This is a genomic window from Croceibacter sp. (assembly GCF_002716225.1).
GTDB classification, from domain to species: Bacteria; Bacteroidota; Bacteroidia; order Flavobacteriales; family Flavobacteriaceae; genus Croceibacter; species Croceibacter atlanticus.
Genome location: NZ_PAZX01000005.1, coordinates 209,221 through 232,004, shown reverse-complemented (window position 1 = coordinate 232,004; position 22,784 = coordinate 209,221). Strand labels below are relative to the sequence as shown.

Below are 22,784 nucleotides of genomic sequence, written 5' to 3'. Positions count from 1 at the left end.
TGTTATATTATTTTATAATTAAACGTTTTGTTGCTGATTGGTTATTACTAGTTACTTTAAGGATATATATTCCAGATTGCAATTGTACATCACTTATTTTAATTTGATTGTTAGAAATATTTATAAAGCTATTCTCATATACTTCTTGACCAAGTAAATTATGTAATGTAACCTGTGCAGATGTAGTATCTGTTCCAAATTGAATTGCAAACTCTCCTAGGTTTGGATTAGGATAGACTCCAAATTGTAGCATTTTATCATCTTTAGTTGCTAAAATGTTTTCTTGAAATACAATTTTAAAACGATTGTCTGCAATACTACCACCTTCAGTACTATCTATACTGAAACTTATATAGTTTATTTCATCTTGAGACAAAGCCGTTGAAGTGTCTAAATAATTATCTATTAAATAAGCATTTACATTCTCTAAGTTTCCAATAGCTATTCTAAATGTATAATTATCTACTCTATAGTTAGTCAACTTCAATAGTACTTCATCAAGTTCTACTGGCATTAACCTACTTTCTATACTTAATGACTTTTCATTAACAACCGTAGATAAATTCTCATCGATATTAAAAGATTTATAAGAATCTCCAACACCTATTTCGTTAGTATACCCATCGTTAAATCTTACTAATACGGCATCTCTTGGTTTATCATTATTTGCCAATTCTGTATCTTGAAAAAGAGCAACACTTAATATACCTAACTCTGAAGATATTTGTTGTGTACCTTGTTTAAAGACACCATCATTTGTGCTTTCTAAAAACTTATCTGCTTCTCTAAAAGTTAATATCGGGTTTAATGTTCCATCTGCATCAGATATTTGTTGCTCTGAATTTATAAATGCAGCCTGACCAGGTTGTAGAAAGCGATTAGCGTCGCTATCACTTACAATATTTCCAGTTTCATCTGCTGGAAAGCTAAAAGAGTTACTTTCTGGAATTATAGTTCCTAAAATTACAGTTTCAAAAGTTACAGTAACAAATGCACCATTATCTCCTATTGTTGGATCATAAATATGATAAGCATCTTCATTTAAATCTTGACTGTTCTCTAACACTTGTGCCATATCTACAGGAGCTTGATATGGGTTACCTATTAATGAAGATCCGTTACCTCCACTAAAATTATCACCTGTATTTAAAAAAGAGCTATTTAATACAAGGTTTCCTGTCATTAAAGTTCCTTTAGCTCTTAATACTGTTGACCCTTCTGATGCATTGCTAGATAAGTCTACACCGCGATCACCACGTACAAATAATAAAAATCCTTTACCATAGTTAAACTCTTCATTAGATGTAGCTACTGTTGTATATGCTGCTGGCATACCTAAGTTGTTCACACCAAATACTGAAGGGTTATTAGTTGTTGTAGCGTCCCAACTACTACCAGATCCTGTTATATGTGTACCAAAACCTGGATTAGGATTAAGGTTTGTATTAGTATCAGCATTATTAACTCCTTCCATCCAGTTGTCTTTTAAACTACCTGAAGCTAATGGTGCTGAAAGTAATCTATATGCTCGGTTGACTGAATTGTAACGCTCTACAACTACAGGTCCATTAATTGTACCATTTCTTGAAATATCATCGGTGTCGATTACATCTAAAATTCCTGTTCCAGAGGCATTACTTTTAAATACAAGCTGATCGTTAGTTACCAAGGTATTATTAAACACATTTAATAAACCGTAAACCTCTAAAATGCGAGTATCATTAAGTGCTCCACTTCCTGGATTATTGTTGTTTAAACTTAAGGTTCTTGAAGGTGTAGATGCAGTAATTGTTACATTACCAGCCATTATTGGCGACTCTCCAGATATAATATGATCGTTATTACCAAAAAACTGCAATGTACCTGCAGTTGCATCTAATGTACCGTTATTAACTAAATTAGTGTTTATTGCTGCAAAACCTTCAATAGTTAAAGAAGCACCAGTATTTACAGTTAAGTTTCCGGCAATAAAATTTTCGGTTAAAGTTACAGAGCCGCTTTCAACAATTACATTAGTACATTCTGTAGTTGACGAGTTTGGTGCTGCAGGTGACCATCCATTAACATTATCATAAGTAATCTCAGGAATTTCTATTACAACAGGTTGTGTAACAGTAGAACTATTACCAGAGCTGTCTGTAAATGTCCATACAACAGTAGTTGACTCTGTAATTGGAAAACTTGTTGTAGTTGTTCCCGTTATAGTACCTGCATCACAATTATCTGTTGCAGTTGGTGGTGTGATGCTTGCTACTTCACATTCAGCCATAACCTTTGGTAATCCATCTTGGAGTAAGATATATATTGTCTTGTTTGTATATGACGGACCATTACTAGCCGTTGTCCAATCTGGATGTGATGTTGGTTGGTTTCCTATACCTAAATCTGGCGCCACACCTTGGTTAAAATGATTAAATGAAAACAAAGTTTGGGACTCACCATAATTATGGATTTGAAAAGAGCCAAATCCATTAGCAACTGGTGTATTTGCTGTATCATCAAAATCATAAAGATTAGTTAAAGAACCTAAGCTTTGATTTTGAGGTGTACCATAATTTTGAGGCCACATCTCTACATTACCAGTAGCTATATTTGTACCTGTAACTATGCTAGAAACATTTGAAAAGACATTCATATTTGTGACAAGATTATCAAAGTTTACAGGATTACTGCCAAAACTTGGTAATCCCATAGCGGTTAAATCGCCACCTGTAAAATCATCTAAAGACACCCAAACCCATTGGGAATCTAGCTCCATAAAATAAGCAATTCTTGATGTGTCTAAACCAGAAAGCCCAGAGTTATTAATGTTATAAGGTACACTTGTAGAAAAATTTGGTGTATTAGATATGTTGTATTCATACAATACGCCATAACCTAGAGCTTCTGTCACATTAGCCTGTGCTGTTGCAGGAGCATTAGGCAAAACACTTGCTCCAATATCTGGTACAGGTGCTGTATTATCTTCAACAGTTACCGTTGCAGTACATGTATCTTCACCTCCATTACCATCGTTCACTGTAAGTGTCACTGTATTATCACCTAAATTATTACAGTTAAAACTTGTAACGTCTAAACTAAATGAAAGCGAATCCATATCTGGATCTGTGCTTCCATTATTTATATCTTCTGCAGAAATAGTGGCATTTCCAGTTTCATCTAAGCTTACAGTAACATTCTGGCAAATTGCTGTAGGAGCTTGATTAGGTAGTGTAATATCATACACACGCACAAGACCAGAATTTGGCCCATTTATATCATTGAAGGGAGCTCCAATTACGACTCTATTTCCACCATCACTTAAACTTACTGAAAATCCAGATTGATCTCCCTGAAGTTGTCCATTAATATCATTACCTACTTGTATCCAGTTTCCGTTGATTAAACTAAATATTCGAGTATGACCCGTATTATTGTTATTAACATTAGCACCTATGGCTACCGTAGAACCATCTGAGCTTAAACTTACAGACTGACCAGAACGGTCTCCAACTGTCTCACCATTAATATTAGACCCTACTTGTACCCAATTAGTGTTATTGAAAGTAAAAATACGAGTATGACCAGAATTGGGTCCATTCCCATCGTTAAAAGGAGAACCAATTGCTACTGTATTTCCATCTGAGCTTAAGCTAACAGAATATCCAGATTGATCTTCAGGTAAAAGACCGACAATGTTTGAGCCTACTTGGATCCAATTAGTAGAGTTGTAAGTATAAACTTGAGTATAACCAGAATTATTACCATTTGCATCATTACCAATCGCTCCAATAGCAACAGTATTTCCATCTGAACTTAGACTAACAGAATATCCAAAAGAGTCATTTGCAACTTCACCTATAATACCCAATCCTACTTGTAACCAGCTAGTTCCATTAAAAGTAAATATACGTGTACGCCCAGAAATATTTCCATTTGCAGCATTTGTTATTTCTCCGATAGCAACAGTACTACCATCTGAACTCAAACTTACAGAGTATCCAGATCTGTCTCCTGGAGCATTACCAAAAATATCTGCCCCTAATTGCACCCAACTAGTTCCATTAAAAGCATAAATACGTGTATGGCCATTATTACTTCCAATTGTAGAAATATTTGGAGCTCCGATAGCTACGGTATTACCATCTGAGCTTAAACTAACTGACCATCCAGATCTACTATTAGGCATTAGACCTCGAATATCTCCTCCAACTTGAGTCCAGTTACTTCCATTTAAAGCAAAAATTCGAGTATGACCAGAATCGGGTCCATTTCCATCATTACCAATAGCTCCAATGGCCATAACGGTACCATCAGAATTTAGGCTTACAGAACGACCAAATGTGTCATTTGGCACTACACCATTAATATCCTGTCCTACTTTGGTTTGTGATGATAACGTGATGCTTGTAAAAATACTTACAAGAAGAAACATAATTTTTTTCATATCATTTTTTTGAGAGCTCGAATGTATTAACATTTTATTAAGAAATTAGATGTTAAAATGTTAAATGTGATGAAATAGCCTTTTTTTGATTTGAAATAGAAAATATTAATAGTGAATGGCTATAGGATATTATTATACTCACTAATTAATTTGGTAAAGAAAACATAGCATATTATTATTAAGTATTTATAAATAAAAAAACCCTAAACATATATAATGTTTAGGGTTTTTTTATTTATAAATTATTGATGATGTCTTACTGCTTAAGCAACTTTTTAGTAGCAATAGCTTGACCTCTTGTGGTTGAAATTCTCAAAAACACCATCCCATTAGAGATTGTTGTGGTATTGATTGCAAAAGAACCTTTAACAACTTTTTTAGTTTCATTTAATAATAGACGACCATTAATATCATATAGTGTAATATTAACTTTCTCTAATATACTAGGCACTTCAACATTAAGTATGCCATTAAAAGGATTTGGATAAACAGCTACATTAGTTTTAACAAAATCTGGATTAGACAACGCTTGATTTTGAATTACTAATACTTCTCCAATACTCTCTGGATTCCATAATTCAATATTATCTGGCTCTTCAAATATATTGTCTCCTAAACTTGCTACTTCTTCAGCATTATCTGTCATTATAGTACGCATTTCTATACGTTCACAGTCTACCCAAACCCACTTTATTTGATTAAAGGAACCAGATGCTAAAGTCCAATCCTTATCATCATCATTATTTCTTGTGGGTGCTCCCCAACAACCTTCTCCTACATAATAGGTTCCATTTATAGGATCTTCACTAAAACCTAATTCTCCGTTTACGTCTGGTTTTAATGCTTTGGTAGTTTTAACCATATGAGAATCAGATTCGAAAACTAAGTCGACACCATGTTCATAAAACAATCCTGCCCAAGCATCATATTGATCGTCATTTTCAGTCTTGCCAGATTCGTGTGGTCTTATTGGTGTGTGGTATTGAGCAAAAGTCCAGCATTGATCTGCATTGTTTTCTTGTAAATCATTTTCTAACCACAACGCTTGGTCTCCTGCAACAGAAATTTCTGAGTTAAGAGTGTATGCTCTTACAAGATTATTTCCAAATGTTATTGCGTAATATGAGTCTGAAGTTGGCACATCAAAAAGATCGTAAACAGTAGATGGATTAAATTCATGATTACCTCTAGCTGGTACAATACCAAATAATTGACCTTCATCTGATATTGTTAGCTGCCAATCATCTAACCAATAATCCCATTCTGTTGGTGTGTCTGCAAACGTAAAATCGCCACCAAAAAATATACCGTGAGGTTTAACTTTAGCTACCATCCTATTGGCATTTAACCTAGCATCTCTATTTGCAAAAACATCTGGTGTTCCATCTGTTCTAGAATCTCCTCCAGCAACAAAAGATAACCTACTTTGGTCATTTGGTAAGGTCTTAAAAAACATACGCTCACTGGTTACATTTGTAATAGGATTTCTAAGAACAAAGTAATAGGCAGTGTTTGGTTGTAGGTTAGTTAACCTAACAAATTTAGTATGCATTTGTTGTGCTAAAGATGTTCTGTATGCTTCTTGAGAGTTTGGATAAGAATTCCAATCTGAACCAAAATCTTCAGTACCATAATATAATATAGAAGATCCTATTGAAGATATTGGCTGGTGCCATGCAATTGTTCCAGAAGTGGCAGGGTCGTCGTTTATAATTAATCTATATTTCTCAGATTGCGAAAAAACAGATAAAGAGACAAAAAAAGCGATGAAGGTAATTTTACACATAATTAATTGTTAATGAAAATGTTAAGATGTTACACATGCAATATTAACCTTGCTATGTTACCTTAAATACCTTTTTATTTTATTAAAAAGTTACATAATTGTTAAGTGGTCTTGTTTGTAAATAAAGCCTCTATTTTTGCTGAAATTTTAAAAATGCCAAACTCAAAACTGATTACGTTTTTAAAAATTTCTGTAATTCTTGTATTACTAGGAAGAGCTTACCAATTTATTTTCTTCTCGGCGCCATTTATAAGTCTATATTATTATGCAGAATATTTTAAGCCGTATGTAGAAAAGCAGTTTAAAATGACTTGGCACGAGTTCTTGTCCTTACCAGAAATAGATATTTACACAGATTATATTGTATACTGCTTTGGAACGTTATTTATCATAACTATACCATTTGTCATATGGTTACGGCAAAAAAATTATAAAGCCTTTCAAATACCCATATTACTTTCTGGCATTGGCCTCATATTTCTAGCTGTGTTACTTACAATTACCAAAAATTATAAGATTGGACAATTTATAGAGTACAGTATTCAGTTTACAACTCCTTTTATTTTGTTAAGCTACTTGAGATTTAATTTGAGTTATAAAACGCTTCAATTTATATTAAAACTAATTACAGCATTAACCTTTATTGGTCACGGATTTTATGCATTAGGGTATTATCCTGTACCTGGTTATTTTGTTGATATGGTTATACGCATTTTTAATTGTTCAGAAAGTTTTGCAAAATCATTCTTACTTATAGCAGGTATTTTAGATTTTGTAATTGCAATTGGCATTTTTCTTCCAAACAAAACCATTGTAAAATATTGTCTTATATGGGCTGTAATCTGGGGATTCTCCACAGCAATGGCTAGATTACTCGGTAATTTTTATTCAGATTTCATAATAAGATCTTTACATCAAAACACATTTGAGATGTTATATAGATTACCACACGGTTTAATACCCTTACTACTATTATATATGCACAACAAAGGCAGCATTAGCAAATCTTAATAAGTGTTGTATTTAAGTTAAACCTCCTTAAAATATTGATAGGAAAGGCAAATAATAGTAACTTGGTATTATAACCATACAAAACGAATTAAAGATGAAAAAATTAAGCGTATTAGCACTGTCTACATTATTATGTTTTGCAGTTGCTTGTAAGAAAGAAAAGAAAGAAGATAAAATGTCTGAGGACACTACAGAAGTAACTGAAGCTCCTAAGGAAACTATGGTAAAAAAAGCCAAAGCTACCCTTGAAGCCAAAAGCGAAAGTACTATAAGCGGAAGCGTTGTTTTTAAACAAGAAGGAGACAATGTAACTATGACAGCCTTAATCTCTGGATTAGCAGAAGGTAAACATGCCATTCATATTCATGAAAAAGGAGATTGTAGTGCAACAGACGGCACAAGTGCTGGTGGACACTGGAATCCTACTGGAGCACCACACGGCAAATGGGGAAGTGAAGATGGCTACCATAAAGGTGATATTGGAAACTTTAACGTAGATGCTAAAGGTAATGGTACAGTAAACTTAACTACAGATGAATGGTGTATTGGTTGTGGAGATACTAACAAAGATATTTTAAACAAAGCTATTATTATTCACGATGGTGTAGATGATTTTACAAGCCAACCATCTGGTGCTGCAGGTACAAGAGTTGGGTGCGGTGTGATTGCAAAAATGTAGATTTCATTGCTAAAAATCATAAAGCGACCTAATGGTCGCTTTTTTTATGCCCTTCTTCCATTTTTTTATTTATTTTTAGCTGAACTAAAAAAGCACTATGCAACCAGACAGTTTAATTCTTCAAATGCAACGTAGAGACGAAAAAGCATTTGAAAGACTTTACGAACTATACTCCGAAAGCACATTTGGTATTATTTATAACGTGGTACAAGACACAGCAATTGCAGAAGAAGTTTTGCAAGATGTCTTTATTAAGATATGGGACAATGCCAACTCTTATTCTTCAACTAAAGGTCGATTTTTTACTTGGGTTCTTAACATTGCTCGCAATGCAGCTATAGATAAGATTAGATCTAAAGACTTTAAGAACAAAAAGAAAAACCTAAAGGCAGAGTTTTTCGTAAATATTCTTGAAGATCAGAATAGTTTCTCTAAACGTACAGACACTATCGGAATCAGAAAATTTGTAAACGCTCTTGAGCCACTTTGCAAAAAAGTTATTGAAATTTTATACTTCAAAGGGTTTACACAAAAAGATGCCGCAGTCGAGTTAGATATGCCACTTGGTACTGTAAAAACCAGAAATAGGATTTGTATTAACAGGTTGAGGGAATTAATGACTGAATAGTTACACATGGATATTAATAAATATATAGAATCTGGTATACTTGAACTTTATGTATACGGCGCTTTAACTCAAGCAGAGGCAGAAGAAGTGTCTAAGGTATTACACCAATACCCAGAAGTACATAAAGAAGTAGAAGAAATTGAAACTGCCTTAAAAAGCTTATCTACTCATGTTGCACCATATAACCCAGAAACAGTTCTGGCAGATATAAAACGAAAACTTAACCATACAGGCAAAGTAGTTTCTATAGCTCCTAAAAAGAGTTATAACATGCCTGCAATTATTGGTTGGGCTGCAAGCATAGCTTTAATAGGTGGATTATTTTATACACTTAACGAAACTAATAATTTAAGAGAAGACTTAAGATATCAAAAAACTCAAAATGTACTTGTAAATAGTAAATATGAGCAAGCTGAACTTGAACTTACTCAAACCAAAGACTTGCTTACCATTGTAAGAAGTAATGAGTATATAAAAGTTCCTCTTGGAGCACAAGCTGTTGATAAAGATGCTTATGCTTCTGTGTATTGGAACACAAAAACAAATACAGCCTATATTGATGCCCAAGGTTTACCAACGCCTCCAAAAGGTAAGGTTTACCAAGTATGGTCTCTTAAATTAGATCCGCTTACGCCTACTAGTTTAGGTTTGCTTACTGAGAATGAGTCACAATCTTCTCAAATATATAAATTAGATAACAGCAATACTTCTGAAGCTTTTGGTATTACATTAGAGCCGGAAGGCGGAAGTGAATCTCCAACTCTAGAACAACTATATGTTTTAGGTGCCGTTGGTGCATAAAGATAAACCCCTTTCATTATTACAAAAGCAGCTTAAATAGTTTAAGCTGCTTTTTTTTATATACTAATTTGTTTTGCAAATAACTCTAAATAAAAATACCTGTCTATTTCTAGACAGGTATCCTACTAACAAAAAACTCTGAAAAAACTCTAAGCTAAACTAGCTTATACAAAAAGCTCTCTCGAGCTTTTATTTTTTTGAAAATCACCTCTTACTTTGAATTTCAAACTTTCTCTATACTATCACTTACGAGAAAATATAGACGATGGTTTTCTCAGATTTAAATTTTTTAAAGATTTTTTATTTTTTCATAAGTTACTGGTCCCATTTCATAGGCTGTACCTAATAACTCATCATTTTTTAAAGTTTCGACTTGTTCGGTCATTCCGTTGGCTTTATAAATTATTGCTGAATGATATAGGGCCATTGGCTCATATGTTTTTCCTTTAACGTGATCTTCAATAAGCGCTAAAGCTTTTTCATTATTACCGGCTAAATGGTGTACATAAGCTAAGTTATGATAGGTTTCTGGATTAGGTCTATTGTTTACATCTCTTTGTGCAATTTGTAGTGCCTTGTCAAAGTCTTTAAATTCTTCAGCGTACACCACAGCATTGTATGCATTGTACATTTCACCGTAAGCAGGATTGTTCACTTTATCTTTATACTCTTGTAATTCTTTTTCCTTTTGAGCATCATCACCTTTATATTCTGCAATTTCTGCTCTTAGTAAATGATAATCTGGTGTATTATAATTTACATTTATGCTATCTAGTATTCTTAAGGCTTCATCTGCATTTTTCTCATAAGAATAGGCAATCCAAGCCAAACCTTTCTTTACGTATGCGTTATCTGGTTGCAACTCAAGCGTTTTTAAATAACTATTATAGGAATCCTCTATTCTTCCTGCGTGACCATAAAAATCTCCAAGATTAGAGTAAATCCAAATTTGTAAAGTTGGATTTTTACGTTTGTCTGCAATTTCTCTAGCTTTTTCTAATAGGTTAATAGCAGTATCTAGATCGCCTTTATGATCATTCCATTTTGCTGCTCTTATTAGGTAATCGTAATCCTTATTATTTTTTAAAGAATCTAATATGGTTTCAGCTTTGTTATATTCACCAGTTTCCATAAAAGCATCGAACAACATAAGGTTTGTTCCAGACTTACCAGATAAATTTTTAATTGCCAACAAACTATCTCTTGCTTCTTGAAATCTATGCTGAGAAATGAATGTTGCAGCTCTTGCACGCATCTTGTCTGCTTTAAAAGTTTCAGAAGAGACATTTAAAGCGCGGTCTTGCAATAGTGCAACTGTATCTAAATAATTTACATTGCCTGTTGTATTAAAAAGCATATTGTAGGCACTGGCTAAATAGCTTAAGCTTGCAATAGCATTACTATCTTTAGCAACATTTGATGCCCATTTTTCTTTATTCTTTAGTGCAAAATCATAAGTGCTTGTATTGTTGCTCGCTAAATACGTATTATAATCTTCTTTGTTTAAAACAGTTGAAGTTTCTTCTTTTGAATCTTGCTTTGCATCTTGTTTACAGGAAATAAACAGAAAACTGGCAATAAAAATGTAGGCTAAATATTTCATTTTAAAATAGGTTTAAATAAAGAAGAGAACACATATATGTGTTCTCTTCTACAAATTTACTCAATAAAACTCTTAATTATTAGTTTGCTGGAGCCATATATGGGAAACTAGTAGTAATTGCATTTGTAGAGTCAAACCCTACATTGTCACTTACTAACTCTGGTAAACCATCGTCACCATCAAATCTATCTCCGTTAGCACCACCAAATAATAATACTAAAGAAACATCTACAACATCGTCTGTTAAGTTACGACCTGTAAGAACATTTTCTCCATCAAAATATGTAGTTGGTGCGTTAGGTGCTACTTGTAATACATCTAAAGCTAAGATAGATCCCATTTGGTCTGCAGTTAAGTTAAGAATATTATTTTCATATTCTGCACCATATGCAGTATGGTAACCATTAATCATACCTGTAAATTCAGTTGCAAAGTTTGCACCTTGTTCTGCTGGAGTAGAGTCATTAAAATCGTCTTTTCTCTCATCACTAATACCTAATACAGTATTAATACCTGGACGTCCCATAATATCTACTTGCGTAAAAGTACCTGAGAAATCTACTGTACCCATATCTTCACAAGGTGTACAAGGACCACCACAGTCTACGCCTGTTTCTCCTTGGTTTTGGATACCATCGCTACAAGTAGGATCTGCAGCTACAACGTTTCCATTATCATCATCATCACCACAACTAGCTAATACAGCAACTGCAAAAAGTGATAAGATTGTATATTTAAATATTTTCATAATTATTGTCTTTTTAAAAATTTACGTTTTCTTTTATTGTCTTTTAGTTTCAACCCAAACGTTATAAACGTCTACGCCTGTACCTGCACCGTGTGGAGCACCATCACCTAAAATAGAGTTAGGAACTTCTACAACGATAGCATTAACATTTAAACCTGAGAATAAATCTGAAGCTTCATCTGCTTGGTCAAAACCATTAGGTGCTACGTCTGGACCTTGCTTCACATTGTTAAATTGCTCAAAGTCGAAAAAGAAAGCATCATTTCTTGTACCTGCATAATAACTAAGACCGTCTGTACTAGTTACAGGAGCTCCGTTAATGTTTACAGAAGATTGGTACTGTGCATTCGTGTCAATAGTACTTACTTTACCAGTAGTATCTGCAGTAGTTGCATATGGTCCAAAGAAATACATTACACCATCTCTTGGGATAGCTTGTAATACGAAATCCTCAACACCATCACCTGTGGTATCTATGTTAAACTCAACAAGAACACTCTCGTCAAAATCTATTGCTGGAGAACCTGCTGGTAATGTCATAGCTGGCAAAGTCGCAATAAATACTGTGTTATCAGGATTTTCTCCTTCAAAAGCGTAAAGGTCTGCAATGTCTGCTCCTCCGTTTACAACAGATGGAGAGTCAATGTGGTCAGCCGCGATAAATACTGTCGCAACCGCAGCAAGCGTAAGACCACCTATTGCTGCTATTAATTTTGATTTTTTCATAATTAGAATTTAAAAATTTTATTCGTTCACCTAAACTTACGGGGAATTAGAGGCTACAGTTTTGTAACAATCGTTAATGTTGTGTTAAACACATATAAAGAAATATTAAACAGCTAAATATGATAATAGATTAACATATTGTTTTGATAATATTTTAACTTTACCTGCATAATCTTAAATTATGAACCCTTCTGCGAAAGGCTGGATTAAGAAGCACTTACCTCATTTTATAACAGCCACTCTTCCCTATTTAGGCGAAGAGAAAGATGTTTATACGCAGTTTAGAGAATCTGGTTTCATTTATGGTACTTCTGTAAAAACTTTAAATACCGAAGAAACTAAACGACTTAAGTTAACAGAGGAAGAACTTACAAAGGTTAATTTATTTGATGCCTTATGTTATATATACTTTCAATCTATTGAAAATGCATCTGAAGAAGATTGCGTTCTATCTATAATTGAATTTTACAGAAGCTTAAATAGTAAAACGTATACATTTTTGAAATTACCTAGTGTTTCTAAACTTTCTAACTATGAAACCTTAGAAAACTTACTTCAGCAACGTATACAAACCAATGAATCTTTTATTAAAAAGAACTTTAGCCATTTAGTAACCAATGCTCTTTTGTTTATTGATGTCTTAGCTTTCGATCATTTTTTAATGTACAGTAATGATACTTTAAAATACGCAAAGCATATTGAGGCTACTGTTGTTAAATCTATATGCTTGTCCTTAAAGCAAAAGGAAAATAAAGAAGAGTATGATGAACTATTACTAAAGCTCTTTAAAAGCTCTGTTCGTTACAATACCATTGTACATGATAATGCTGCAGACTTGTCTGATCTTTCCATTGATTCTCTTTCTGAAGTTTTAGAACGTTATTACCTTTTAGATATGTCTTGCCTTGCGGTTTGGGATGACAATAGGCTTGACCAAACAGAATTTCAATTTATTTATGATCTAGGAGAAGCTTTGAGCATAAGAAAGGATTTTGTTGAGCAGGCTTTAACTCACGTTCATTTTTTTATAGAAACGCATAAAAATAAGATTGCATTTTTTCAATACAGTAATCCTGTAAAACACTTTTACAAACAAACTAACCGTACTGTAAAAGTATTAGTAATAAGAAATAGAAAACGACTCCTAAAAGAATTATCTGAAAGTAAAGAGTTGGTTATCCTCTTGGGACAGTCTACAGTGCGAGATTTAAATGATGTGGAAAAACAAAAGGTTAAGGAGCAGCTATTAGATATTTGTAAATCTATACCATCTCTGGCTATTTTTTTAGTTCCTGGCGGAAGCATCTTGCTACCTATCCTCATTAAGTTTATTCCTAAACTATTGCCTAGTGCATTTAATGAAAACCTAAATTAAAGTTATCTGTTACGCCAGAAGAATGGTGTAAGTATAATAAGTACTGTAAACAGCTCTAGTCTTCCTATTAGCATAAGAAAACTACACCACCATTTTCCAAAATTAGGCAAACCATTAAAGTTGTTTACAGGTCCTAAATCACCAAATGCAGGCCCTATATTACCAATTGATGTTGCTGCACCACCAATAGCTGTTTCAAAATCTAACCCTAAAGCAGCTAATCCTATTGCACCAATAATAAATGCCAACATATAAAGGATAAAGAAACCAAGGATATTAAAAACAATTTCTTTTGGAATAGCTTTTTGTCTATATCGTACTGGTAAGATTGCATTTGGATGTAAAGTGCGCTTAAATTCTGTTATACCGTTTCTAATAAGAATAAGGTGTCTCACCACTTTCACACCACCAGAAGTTGATCCTGCAGAACCACCCAAAAAGAACATTCCGAAAAAGAAAATGGTTAAGAATGGTGTCCATAACGTATAGTCTGCGGTTACAAAACCCGTTGTAGTTATAATTGCCAATACTTGAAATAATGAATGTCTAAAACTGCTTTCTGCTTCACCCCAAACCATTGGATGAGCTATTGAGGATATGCTTACATCTGCAAATAAGTAAACCAAAACAGAAGCTATTATGGTAAAGCCAGTTATAAATACAAAATACCAACGCAGCTCATCATCTTGTAAAAGCCTACTAAATTTGCCTTTTAATGCAAAGTAGCTCATGACAAAGTTCATCCCTGCCAAAAACATAAATACAATTACTATATATTGTATAATTGGCGTATCGTTCCAATAAGCTAAACTGGCATTTTTAGTAGAAAAACCTCCAGTGGATAATGTACTTAAGGAATGGTTCACAGCATCAAACCAACCCATTCCTGCAACTTTTAAAAGAATAGTTTCAGAAAAAGTGAAGCCAACATAAATTAACCAAAGACGTTTTGCTGTGTCTGTAATCCTAGGTTTAAGTTTATCTGCACTTGGCCCTGGCGCTTCTGCAGCAAACAACTGCATACCGCCTATTCCTAATAATGGTAAAATGGCAATTGCTAGTACAATTATACCCATACCTCCTATCCAATGTGTAAGGCTACGCCAAAACAAAACACCTTTAGGTACTATTTCTATATCGCTTAATACTGTAGAGCCTGTTGTTGTATAACCAGACATGGTCTCAAAAAATGCATTCGTAAAACCTGGAATAGCTTCAGAAAGCAAATAGGGTATCATACCACTAAGAGCCATAAAAATCCAACCAAAAGTAACTATGATATACCCTTCACGTTTATCTATACGTTTACTATGGTTTCTTGTAGTGAACATTAATAATGTCCCTATGATTAGAGTAAGTAATGAAGAAGAGAATAACTCTAAAGTAACACCATCATTATAATACCAACTTACAATTACAGAAAGTAACATAAAACCACCATTGCAAAGCAATAGTAGTCCCATTATATATAAGATGATTTTAAAGTTTAACCTTGGCATTATAAAAAGAGTTTTTCAACCTTTACTATGGCTCTAGGTAAACAGCAAACTACTATACGGTCTCCACTTTTTATAAGAAAATCTCCTAAAGCTATAATACCCTTTCCATCTCTTATAACACCACTTATAATAGCGGCTCTAGGAAATGCGACATCTTTAATTAATGTATTACAAACCTCTGATGTAGATTTTACTATAAACTCTAAAAGCTCTGCATTCATATTGTTGAGCTTTGTCATAGCAACAACATCTCCTCTACGTATATATCTAAAAATATTATTTGCAGCTAATAGCTTTTTGTTTATCAATGTATCAATCCCGATAGAATGGCTCAATTGAAAATAATCCATATTCTCAACTAGCGCTATAGTTTTCTTAACACTCTTACTTTTGGCAACAAGGCAAGACATGATATTTGTTTCGCTATTACCTGTTACGGCAATAAAAGCATCCATATCCTGAATGTTTTCCTCTTCTAAAAGCTCGACATTACGACCATCTCCATTTATTACTAAAGCTTTCGGCAAATCGTCTGCAAGGTCAAAAGCCCTATCGCTATTGTTTTCTACAAGCTTAACGTTAAATTTAGTAGAGCATAATTGTTTTGCTGTTTGCTCTCCAATTTTACTACCACCAAGAATCATGACATTCTTAATCTCCTGCTTAATTTTACCAGTTAATTTGTAAAGCTCTTCAACGCCACCTTTTATGGTTGTAAAATATACTTGATCTCCTTCTTTAAACTGAGTATCTCCACGAGGAATTAAGGTATACTGAGTTCCAAATCTCTGTATGGCAATAGGTTGAAAGTGTAATTCTGGAAATATCTTAGCGGCTTCCTTAACTGTTTTACCAACAAAAGATGCTGTTCTAGATAATGTTACTCCTATAAGTGTAAGTGCGCCTCCTTCAAATTCATAAGTATCACTAAATGCACTTTGATTAAGCAGTAACCCAATTTCTTTAGTAGCTAAGGCTTCTGGAGAAATTAGCTCATCTATTCCAAATTTGGTAAACCCTATTTCTTCTTTAAAATCTATAAACTCTGTGTTAGAGATTCTTGCAATGGTTTTCTTAGCACCTAATTGCTTTGCTAACACACAAATTGTAATGTTTGTATTTTCACTTTCGGTTACACCTATGACAAGGTCTACACCTTTTATTTGAGATTCTCTTAATATACGTATAGATGTAGCATCACCCTTAATTGTCCTAATATCTAAATGCGTATCGGCGTAATTAAGACTTTTCCTATCATTATCTATCAGGGTAATATCCTGAGACTCGTAAGAAAGTAGTTTTGCAAGGTGGAAGCCTACTTCGCCAGCTCCGGCAATAATAATCTTCATAGTTTATAAAAAAGTGATACAAAGATACTTCAAATTTAAATTCTTAAAGAATTATAAGGGTTATTTAGACACCAAACACGTTAAGTCAAATTTCGGAAGGTTTTTAACCTAAAGACTTTCAGAAGTTTAAACTGCTTTAAAATTGTTTTTTGTAATTGTATAGTGTAGCTATTAATTTTACTTATCTACAATTCCATAGGTATCAATTTAGAAAGTTATCTTTGCAAAAAAAATTAAATGTCTAAGAAAGTTACTCCCTATAAAGATTCTCAACTTAATAAGAAGCAGCAGGTTGAACAAATGTTTGACAATATCTCTTCAGATTATGATGGGCTTAATCGTGTTATTTCATTTGGTATTGATGTAAAATGGCGTAAAAAGGTGATAGACATAGTGGCTTCTACCAACCCTAAAAGCGTTTTAGATATTGCCACTGGTACTGGAGACCTTGCTATACAAATGGAACGCACCGGTGCTTCTGAAATAATTGGTGTGGATATTAGTGAAGGAATGCTTTCTATAGGTCATAAAAAGGTGGCTCAAGCAAATCTTACAGATAAGGTTATCTTACAAAAAGCAGATAGTGAAGCCTTACCTTTTGAAGACAATAAATTTGATGCTATAACGGTATCTTTTGGTGTTAGAAACTTTGAAGATTTAGAAAAAGGACTGTCTGAAATATTACGAGTACTAAAACCTTCTGGAACTTTTGTGGTATTAGAAACTTCTGTTCCCACAAGATTCCCTTTTAAACAAGGTTATAATTTATATAGCAAGTTTATCTTACCAACCATTGGAAAAATGTTTAGTAAAGACAGAGTAGCTTATAAATATTTAAGTGAAAGTGCCTCTAAATTTCCACATGGTGAAGCTTTCAACAATATTTTGAGAAAAGTAGGGTTTATAAATGTGAAGAATTTACCACAAACTCTAGGTTCTGCAACAATTTATACTGCTTCAAAAACATCTTAATGGGAAGACTTCTTATCATCTTAATAGCTTTAGTATCATTTCATAATGCCCAAGCCCAATGGCCTTTTGGGAAAGAGAAAATTAGAAACCTTGACAATTTTGATAAATCAAGATTATCTTGGGGATACACCTTAGGGTTTAATAGTTATGACTTTGATTTTGATTACAAAAACCAAACAGAAGATATCATAGTAGAAAAAAGCGTTGGTTTTAATGTTGGGCTTTTAGGAAACTTAAGACTTAATGATTATTTAGATTTAAGGCTTGAGCCAATGGTTGCGTTTAGTAGCCGAAACTTAATATTTCCGTTTGCAGGTGAAGATGATCAAGATAGATTGCGAGAAGTAAAATCTACCTATGTTCATATTCCGCTACTATTAAAAGTTTCAACAAAACGCTTAAATAACTGGAAGCCATTTATTGTTGGTGGCCTTTCAACAGCAATAAACCTTTCTAGTAACCAAGATAATCCAGATGATAATAGTGTTGGCCAGTTTAGAATGACCAATAACAGTTATTATTATGAAGTAGGTTTTGGGATTGACCTGTACCTTTACTATTTCAAATTTACACCTTCAATACGAGGTGTTTTTGCTCTTAATGATGAATTGGTAAGAGATGCAGACCCTAACAGTATTTATACAAGTAATATTGAAAAAATGTCTTCTAGAGGCGTATTTATAAACTTTACCTTTCAATAAGACGTCTAGAAAATTCGCTCAATGTAATTGCAGTAGCAGTTGCCACATTTAAACTTTCTGTAGGTGCACCACTACCAAATTGAGGTATGGAAATACGATAATTACAAAGTTCCTCTATTTCCTTTGTAACACCATTAGCTTCGTTACCCATAACAATAACAAAATCTTCTGGCAATGGTTTGCTGTAAACAGATTCTCCATTCATGAAAGTTCCAAAAATTGGCAAATCTAATGTACTTAAGTGCTTATGTAAGTCTGTATAAATAACCTCTACTCTAGTTAATGATCCCATAGTGGCTTGCACAACTTTAGGGTTATAACAATCTACAGTATCCTTAGAACAAATAAGACTTTGGATATTAAACCAATCACATAACCTAATAATAGTTCCCAAATTTCCAGGATCCCTAACACCATCTAAAGCAATAAGTCTATTTTGTTTAAAGTTAGTTTTTGGTGTGGGAATCTTAAACACTGCCAAAGCAACTTGAGCTGTAGACAAATGAGATATTGCCTGCAATTCTTTTAAAGAAATAAGCTGAGTTTCTTTAGTATGACTTAAAAAAATATCTTCTGTTGAGAATAATGAATAGAGCTCTAAACTTGAGTTTAAAAATTCATTTATACTCTTAACACCTTCAACAACAAAAAGCCCATGTTTTAAACGGAATTTTTTTTGGTTTAGACTGCGTATTAACTTAGATTGGCTTTTGCTAACCATGTAAAAATGGTACTTTTGAACGTTTAATATTAGATTATACTATAGGCTTGACCGTACAGCACGTAAAAATAACACTTATTCTTTTAATCCTTGTGGTGTTAAGCTCTTGTAATGCTGTAAAACGCTTAGAAGCAGATGAGCATTTACTTACTGAAAATACTATTTATCAAAACGATGAAAAAGTTTCAGATCCTCGCATAAGAAACCAATTATATCAAAACCCTAACGTTAAAATACTTGGCGTTCCTTTACGCTTGCACATTTATAATATGGCAAGACCAAATATAGATTCTATTCTTACTTCTAGAATTTATGACAACCCTAAGAAACTAAAATTTCTGAAAAAATTCTGGTCAGAAAAGCAAATTATCAAGCGCATAGATGCTGGAATTAACTTTAACGAGTGGATTAAACGTACAGGACAAGCACCTACTATTATAAATGAAGAAAAAACCAAAAAATCTAAAAACAGATTAGAAGCTTGGTACTGGAATAATGGCTGGTTTAATGTTGATTCTAAATATGAAATAAATTTAGAAGACAACAAACGTGGTACTGTTGATTATTTTATTACTACAGGCAAACCCTACATAGTAGATAGCATTTCAAGAAAAATAGAGTCACCAGTTGTAGATTCTTTATATCAAGCCCATAAAGATAAAAGTCTTATTAAGTCTGGAGTACAATATGCTACTAAAGATTTTGGGAATGAACGCGACCGCCTTACAACACTGTTTAGAAATAGTGGCCTTTATCATTTTGAGCAAGAATTTTTAAATTTTGATGCAGATACTGTAAACACTAACCATAAGGTTAATGTAAATGTGCTTATTGGTGACAGACCTGTAAAACTGGGAGATACTGCTATAAAGGTTCCCTTTAAAATTCACAAGATTAGTGAGGTTAATATTATTACAGACTACACGTATCAAAATAGAAATAAACCCATTACAGATACCACTAGCTATGACGGTTATAACCTCATGGCTTTCGATGAAATAAAGTACAGGCCCAAATCTTTAACAGATAATATTTTTATAAAAAAGGGCGATGTTTTTAAAGACATAGACAGAACCTTAACATACAATCGAATTTCACAATTAAGGATTTTTAAATATCCTAATATTAAATATGTGGAAGATCCTCGAGACAGCACAAATACTAATTTAATAGCCAATGTATTTTTAACGCCTAGAGAAAAATACAATGTCGCCTTTAATTTTGATGTCTCTCAAAGTAATATACAAGATTTCGGTATTGGTTTTGGTGGCTCTTTACTAATTAGAAACATTTTTAGAGGTGCAGAAACTTTTGAAATATCAACTAGAGGTAGTATAGGTTCTTCCAGTGATGCTGCAGATAGCGAAGATCGTTTTTTTAATATATCAGAAGTTGGAGCAGATATGAAATTGTCTTTCCCAAAAATACTGTTCCCTATAAACACAGAAAAATATATTCCTAATTACATGTCACCCTTCACCACATTAAGCGTAGGTGTAAGCACTCAACAAAATATAGGCTTAGATAAACAAAATGTCACAGGTGCTTTTTCATACCGTTGGCAGCCTAAAAAAACATTAACACATCAACTAGATTTACTTAACGTTCAGTATGTTAGAAATTTAAATACAGGAAATTATTTTAATGTTTACAGAAACTCTTTTAATATTCTAAATGACATTGCTCAAAACAATAATGATGTAAACCCTGCATACTTTAATACTAACGAAGACGGCACATCTACATTAATAATTCCCGAAGGCGCCAATAGCTTTATTAATGATGCTTTATCTAACAACATAGATAACTTAACTACAGATGAGCTACAAGACATAAACAATATAAATGAACGCCAAGACAGGTTAACAGAAGACAACCTGATTTTTGCCTCTAATTTCTCCTATGTTTATGATAATAGAGACAACCTTTATGATAATGATTTTTCAAGATTTAGAGGTAAAATAGAATTTGCAGGAAATACACTGTCAACAATTGCCAGTAGTATAGGTCTCGAAGAAAACAATACTGGTGGTTATAATATCTTTGGTGTACGATTTTCTCAATACGCAAAATTAGAGCTAGATTACATAAAGCATTGGGATTGGGGCAACAAGAATATTTTTGCAATACGCACTTTTGGTGGTATAGCCATTCCTTATGGCAACTCAGAAAGCATTCCTTTTTCTAGGTCATTTTTTGCAGGAGGCACAAATGATAATAGAGGTTGGCAAGCATATGATCTTGGACCAGGAAGTACAGGTGGCCGTAATGAGTTTAATGAAGCTAATATGAAAATACATTTTAGCGGTGAATACCGATTTAATCTTTTTGGACAATTAAACAGTGCTTTATTTGTAGATGTAGGAAATATCTGGAATGTACTAGATAATGTAGATGATGAAGATGCAAGATTCACATCACTTTCAGACCTTAGTGAGTTAGCTGTAGGTTCTGGTTTTGGTTTAAGATACGATGTGAATTTTTTCGTAATACGATTTGATATCGGCTTTAAAACATACAATCCAGCATTAACTGAAGGAGACAGATGGTTTAAACAATATAACTTTGCAAATGCCGTATATAATGTTGGTATAAACTATCCTTTTTAAGCAGGCATTTTTTACTACTTTTGTAACCTAACAAACTAAAAATTATGAGTCACACAATAAAACCTGGAGTTGCTACAGGCAAAGAAGTTCAAGATATTTTTAACCACGCTAAAAAACACGGCTATGCTTTACCTGCCGTAAATGTGGTTGGATCAAGTACTGTTAATGCTGTAATGGAAACAGCGGCAGAGTTAAACTCACCTGTAATTATTCAGTTTTCAAATGGTGGCGGTCAATTTAATGCTGGAAAAGGATTATCTAATGAAAATGAAAAAGCTGCAATAGCAGGATGTGTAGCAGGTGCTAAACACGTACACGAGCTTGCAGAAGCTTATGGCGCAACTGTTATTTTACATACAGATCACTGTGCTAAAAAGTTATTACCTTGGATAGATGGTTTGTTAGATGCTAGTGAAAAGTTTTATAACGAAACTGGTAAATCTCTATACAGCTCTCATATGATAGACTTAAGTGAAGAGCCTCTTGAAGAAAATATTGAAATCTGTAAAGAATACCTTGCTCGCATGAGTAAGATGGGTATGACATTAGAGATTGAGCTAGGTATTACTGGCGGTGAAGAAGATGGTGTAGACAATACAGATGTAGACGACTCTAAACTATACACACAACCAGAAGAAGTTGCCTACGCTTATGAAGAGTTAAGCAAAGTAAGCGACCAATTTACAATTGCAGCAGCTTTTGGAAATGTACACGGAGTTTATAAGCCAGGAAATGTAAAGCTTACTCCAAAGATTCTTAAAAATTCTCAAGAATATATTTCTAATAAATACAATGTAGAACATAACCACATAGATTTTGTATTTCACGGTGGTAGTGGCTCTACAGTCGAAGAAATTAGAGAAGCTATAGGTTACGGCGTAATAAAAATGAATATTGATACAGATTTACAATATGCATTTACCGAAGGATGTAGAGATTATATTTTAGACAAAAAAGATTACATCTCGGCACAAATAGGAAATCCTGACGGAGATGATATCCCAAATAAAAAATATTACGACCCAAGAAAATGGGTACGTGAAGGCGAATTAACTTTTAAAGCTAGACTAAAGAAAGCTTTTGAAGATTTAAATAATGTGAATACTTTATAAAGATTGAAATTGAATTTAATTTCAACTTAAAAAACCCA

At 33.4% G+C, this 22,784-nt stretch carries 17 protein-coding genes; 9 read left to right on the top strand and 8 right to left on the bottom strand.

From position 1 onward, the window contains the following. Positions 1–7: 7 nt before the first annotated feature. The gene (locus CL818_RS02990; protein ID WP_272973943.1) at positions 8–4,426 is read right to left on the bottom strand and encodes a T9SS type A sorting domain-containing protein; all 4,419 of its coding nucleotides are present in this window, start codon (positions 4,424–4,426) and stop codon (positions 8–10) included. A gap of 256 nt (positions 4,427–4,682) precedes the next feature. Further along, a complete protein-coding gene (locus CL818_RS02985) occupies positions 4,683–6,212 on the bottom strand; it encodes a T9SS type A sorting domain-containing protein (RefSeq protein ID WP_272973944.1) in 1,530 nt (509 codons plus the stop codon). 153 nt (positions 6,213–6,365) lie between these two features. Between CL818_RS02985 and CL818_RS02980 the strand changes: the two genes are divergently transcribed. From CL818_RS02980 to CL818_RS02965, 4 genes are all read left to right on the top strand, one after another. Beyond that, entirely contained in the window at positions 6,366–7,223 is an 858-nt protein-coding gene (locus CL818_RS02980) for a hypothetical protein (protein ID WP_272973945.1), read from the top strand. Positions 7,224–7,317: 94 nt separating this feature from the next. Next, the gene (locus tag CL818_RS02975; RefSeq protein WP_272973946.1) at positions 7,318–7,902 is read left to right on the top strand and encodes a superoxide dismutase family protein; all 585 of its coding nucleotides are present in this window, start codon (positions 7,318–7,320) and stop codon (positions 7,900–7,902) included. 97 nt (positions 7,903–7,999) lie between these two features. Next, entirely contained in the window at positions 8,000–8,530 is a 531-nt protein-coding gene (locus CL818_RS02970; protein WP_013188181.1) for an RNA polymerase sigma factor, read from the top strand. 6 nt (positions 8,531–8,536) lie between these two features. Next, the gene (locus CL818_RS02965; RefSeq protein WP_219360079.1) at positions 8,537–9,331 is read left to right on the top strand and encodes an anti-sigma factor; all 795 of its coding nucleotides are present in this window, start codon (positions 8,537–8,539) and stop codon (positions 9,329–9,331) included. 289 nt (positions 9,332–9,620) lie between these two features. On the opposite strand, the gene CL818_RS02960 is transcribed toward CL818_RS02965, so the two are convergent. From CL818_RS02960 to CL818_RS02950, 3 genes are all read right to left on the bottom strand, one after another. Beyond that, complete coding sequence (locus CL818_RS02960) at positions 9,621–10,934, bottom strand: tetratricopeptide repeat protein (protein ID WP_272973947.1); 1,314 nt, start codon at positions 10,932–10,934, stop codon at positions 9,621–9,623. A gap of 79 nt (positions 10,935–11,013) precedes the next feature. Further along, on the bottom strand, positions 11,014–11,682 hold the full coding sequence (locus CL818_RS02955) for a DUF4331 family protein (RefSeq protein ID WP_013188184.1): 669 nt from the start codon (positions 11,680–11,682) through the stop codon (positions 11,014–11,016). A 33-nt stretch (positions 11,683–11,715) separates the two neighbouring features. Then, the gene (locus CL818_RS02950) at positions 11,716–12,408 is read right to left on the bottom strand and encodes a DUF4331 family protein (RefSeq protein ID WP_013188185.1); all 693 of its coding nucleotides are present in this window, start codon (positions 12,406–12,408) and stop codon (positions 11,716–11,718) included. 181 nt (positions 12,409–12,589) lie between these two features. Between CL818_RS02950 and CL818_RS02945 the strand changes: the two genes are divergently transcribed. Further along, positions 12,590–13,783: an LETM1-related biofilm-associated protein gene (locus CL818_RS02945; RefSeq protein ID WP_272973948.1), complete on the top strand. Its 1,194-nt coding sequence runs from the start codon at positions 12,590–12,592 to the stop codon at positions 13,781–13,783. 2 nt (positions 13,784–13,785) lie between these two features. On the opposite strand, the gene CL818_RS02940 is transcribed toward CL818_RS02945, so the two are convergent. Continuing rightward, entirely contained in the window at positions 13,786–15,282 is a 1,497-nt protein-coding gene (locus tag CL818_RS02940) for a TrkH family potassium uptake protein (protein ID WP_013188187.1), read from the bottom strand. Next, complete coding sequence (trkA, locus tag CL818_RS02935) at positions 15,282–16,631, bottom strand: Trk system potassium transporter TrkA (protein WP_013188188.1); 1,350 nt, start codon at positions 16,629–16,631, stop codon at positions 15,282–15,284. The genes CL818_RS02940 and trkA overlap by 1 nt, the downstream gene beginning before the upstream one ends. Before the next feature lie 237 nt (positions 16,632–16,868). Between trkA and ubiE the strand changes: the two genes are divergently transcribed. Both ubiE and porT read left to right on the top strand, forming a co-directional pair. Next, a complete protein-coding gene (gene ubiE / locus CL818_RS02930; protein WP_013188189.1) occupies positions 16,869–17,603 on the top strand; it encodes a bifunctional demethylmenaquinone methyltransferase/2-methoxy-6-polyprenyl-1,4-benzoquinol methylase UbiE in 735 nt (244 codons plus the stop codon). Next, a complete protein-coding gene (gene porT, locus CL818_RS02925; protein ID WP_013188190.1) occupies positions 17,603–18,304 on the top strand; it encodes a type IX secretion/gliding motility protein PorT/SprT in 702 nt (233 codons plus the stop codon). The genes ubiE and porT overlap by 1 nt, the downstream gene beginning before the upstream one ends. Here porT and CL818_RS02920 read toward each other — a convergent pair. After that, positions 18,291–19,025, bottom strand: coding sequence for a TrmH family RNA methyltransferase (locus tag CL818_RS02920; RefSeq protein WP_272973949.1), 735 nt, complete (start codon positions 19,023–19,025; stop codon positions 18,291–18,293). The two genes, porT and CL818_RS02920, sit on opposite strands and share 14 nt — an antisense overlap. Positions 19,026–19,072: 47 nt before the next feature. On the opposite strand from CL818_RS02920, the gene tamL reads away from it, so the two are divergent. Continuing rightward, positions 19,073–21,634 (top strand): translocation and assembly module lipoprotein TamL, encoded by a 2,562-nt coding sequence (gene tamL, locus CL818_RS02915; RefSeq protein WP_286971452.1) that lies wholly within the window; start codon positions 19,073–19,075, stop codon positions 21,632–21,634. A 44-nt stretch (positions 21,635–21,678) separates the two neighbouring features. Further along, positions 21,679–22,746, top strand: coding sequence for a class II fructose-bisphosphate aldolase (fbaA, locus tag CL818_RS02910; protein ID WP_013188193.1), 1,068 nt, complete (start codon positions 21,679–21,681; stop codon positions 22,744–22,746). The last annotated feature ends 38 nt before the right edge of the window (positions 22,747–22,784 follow it).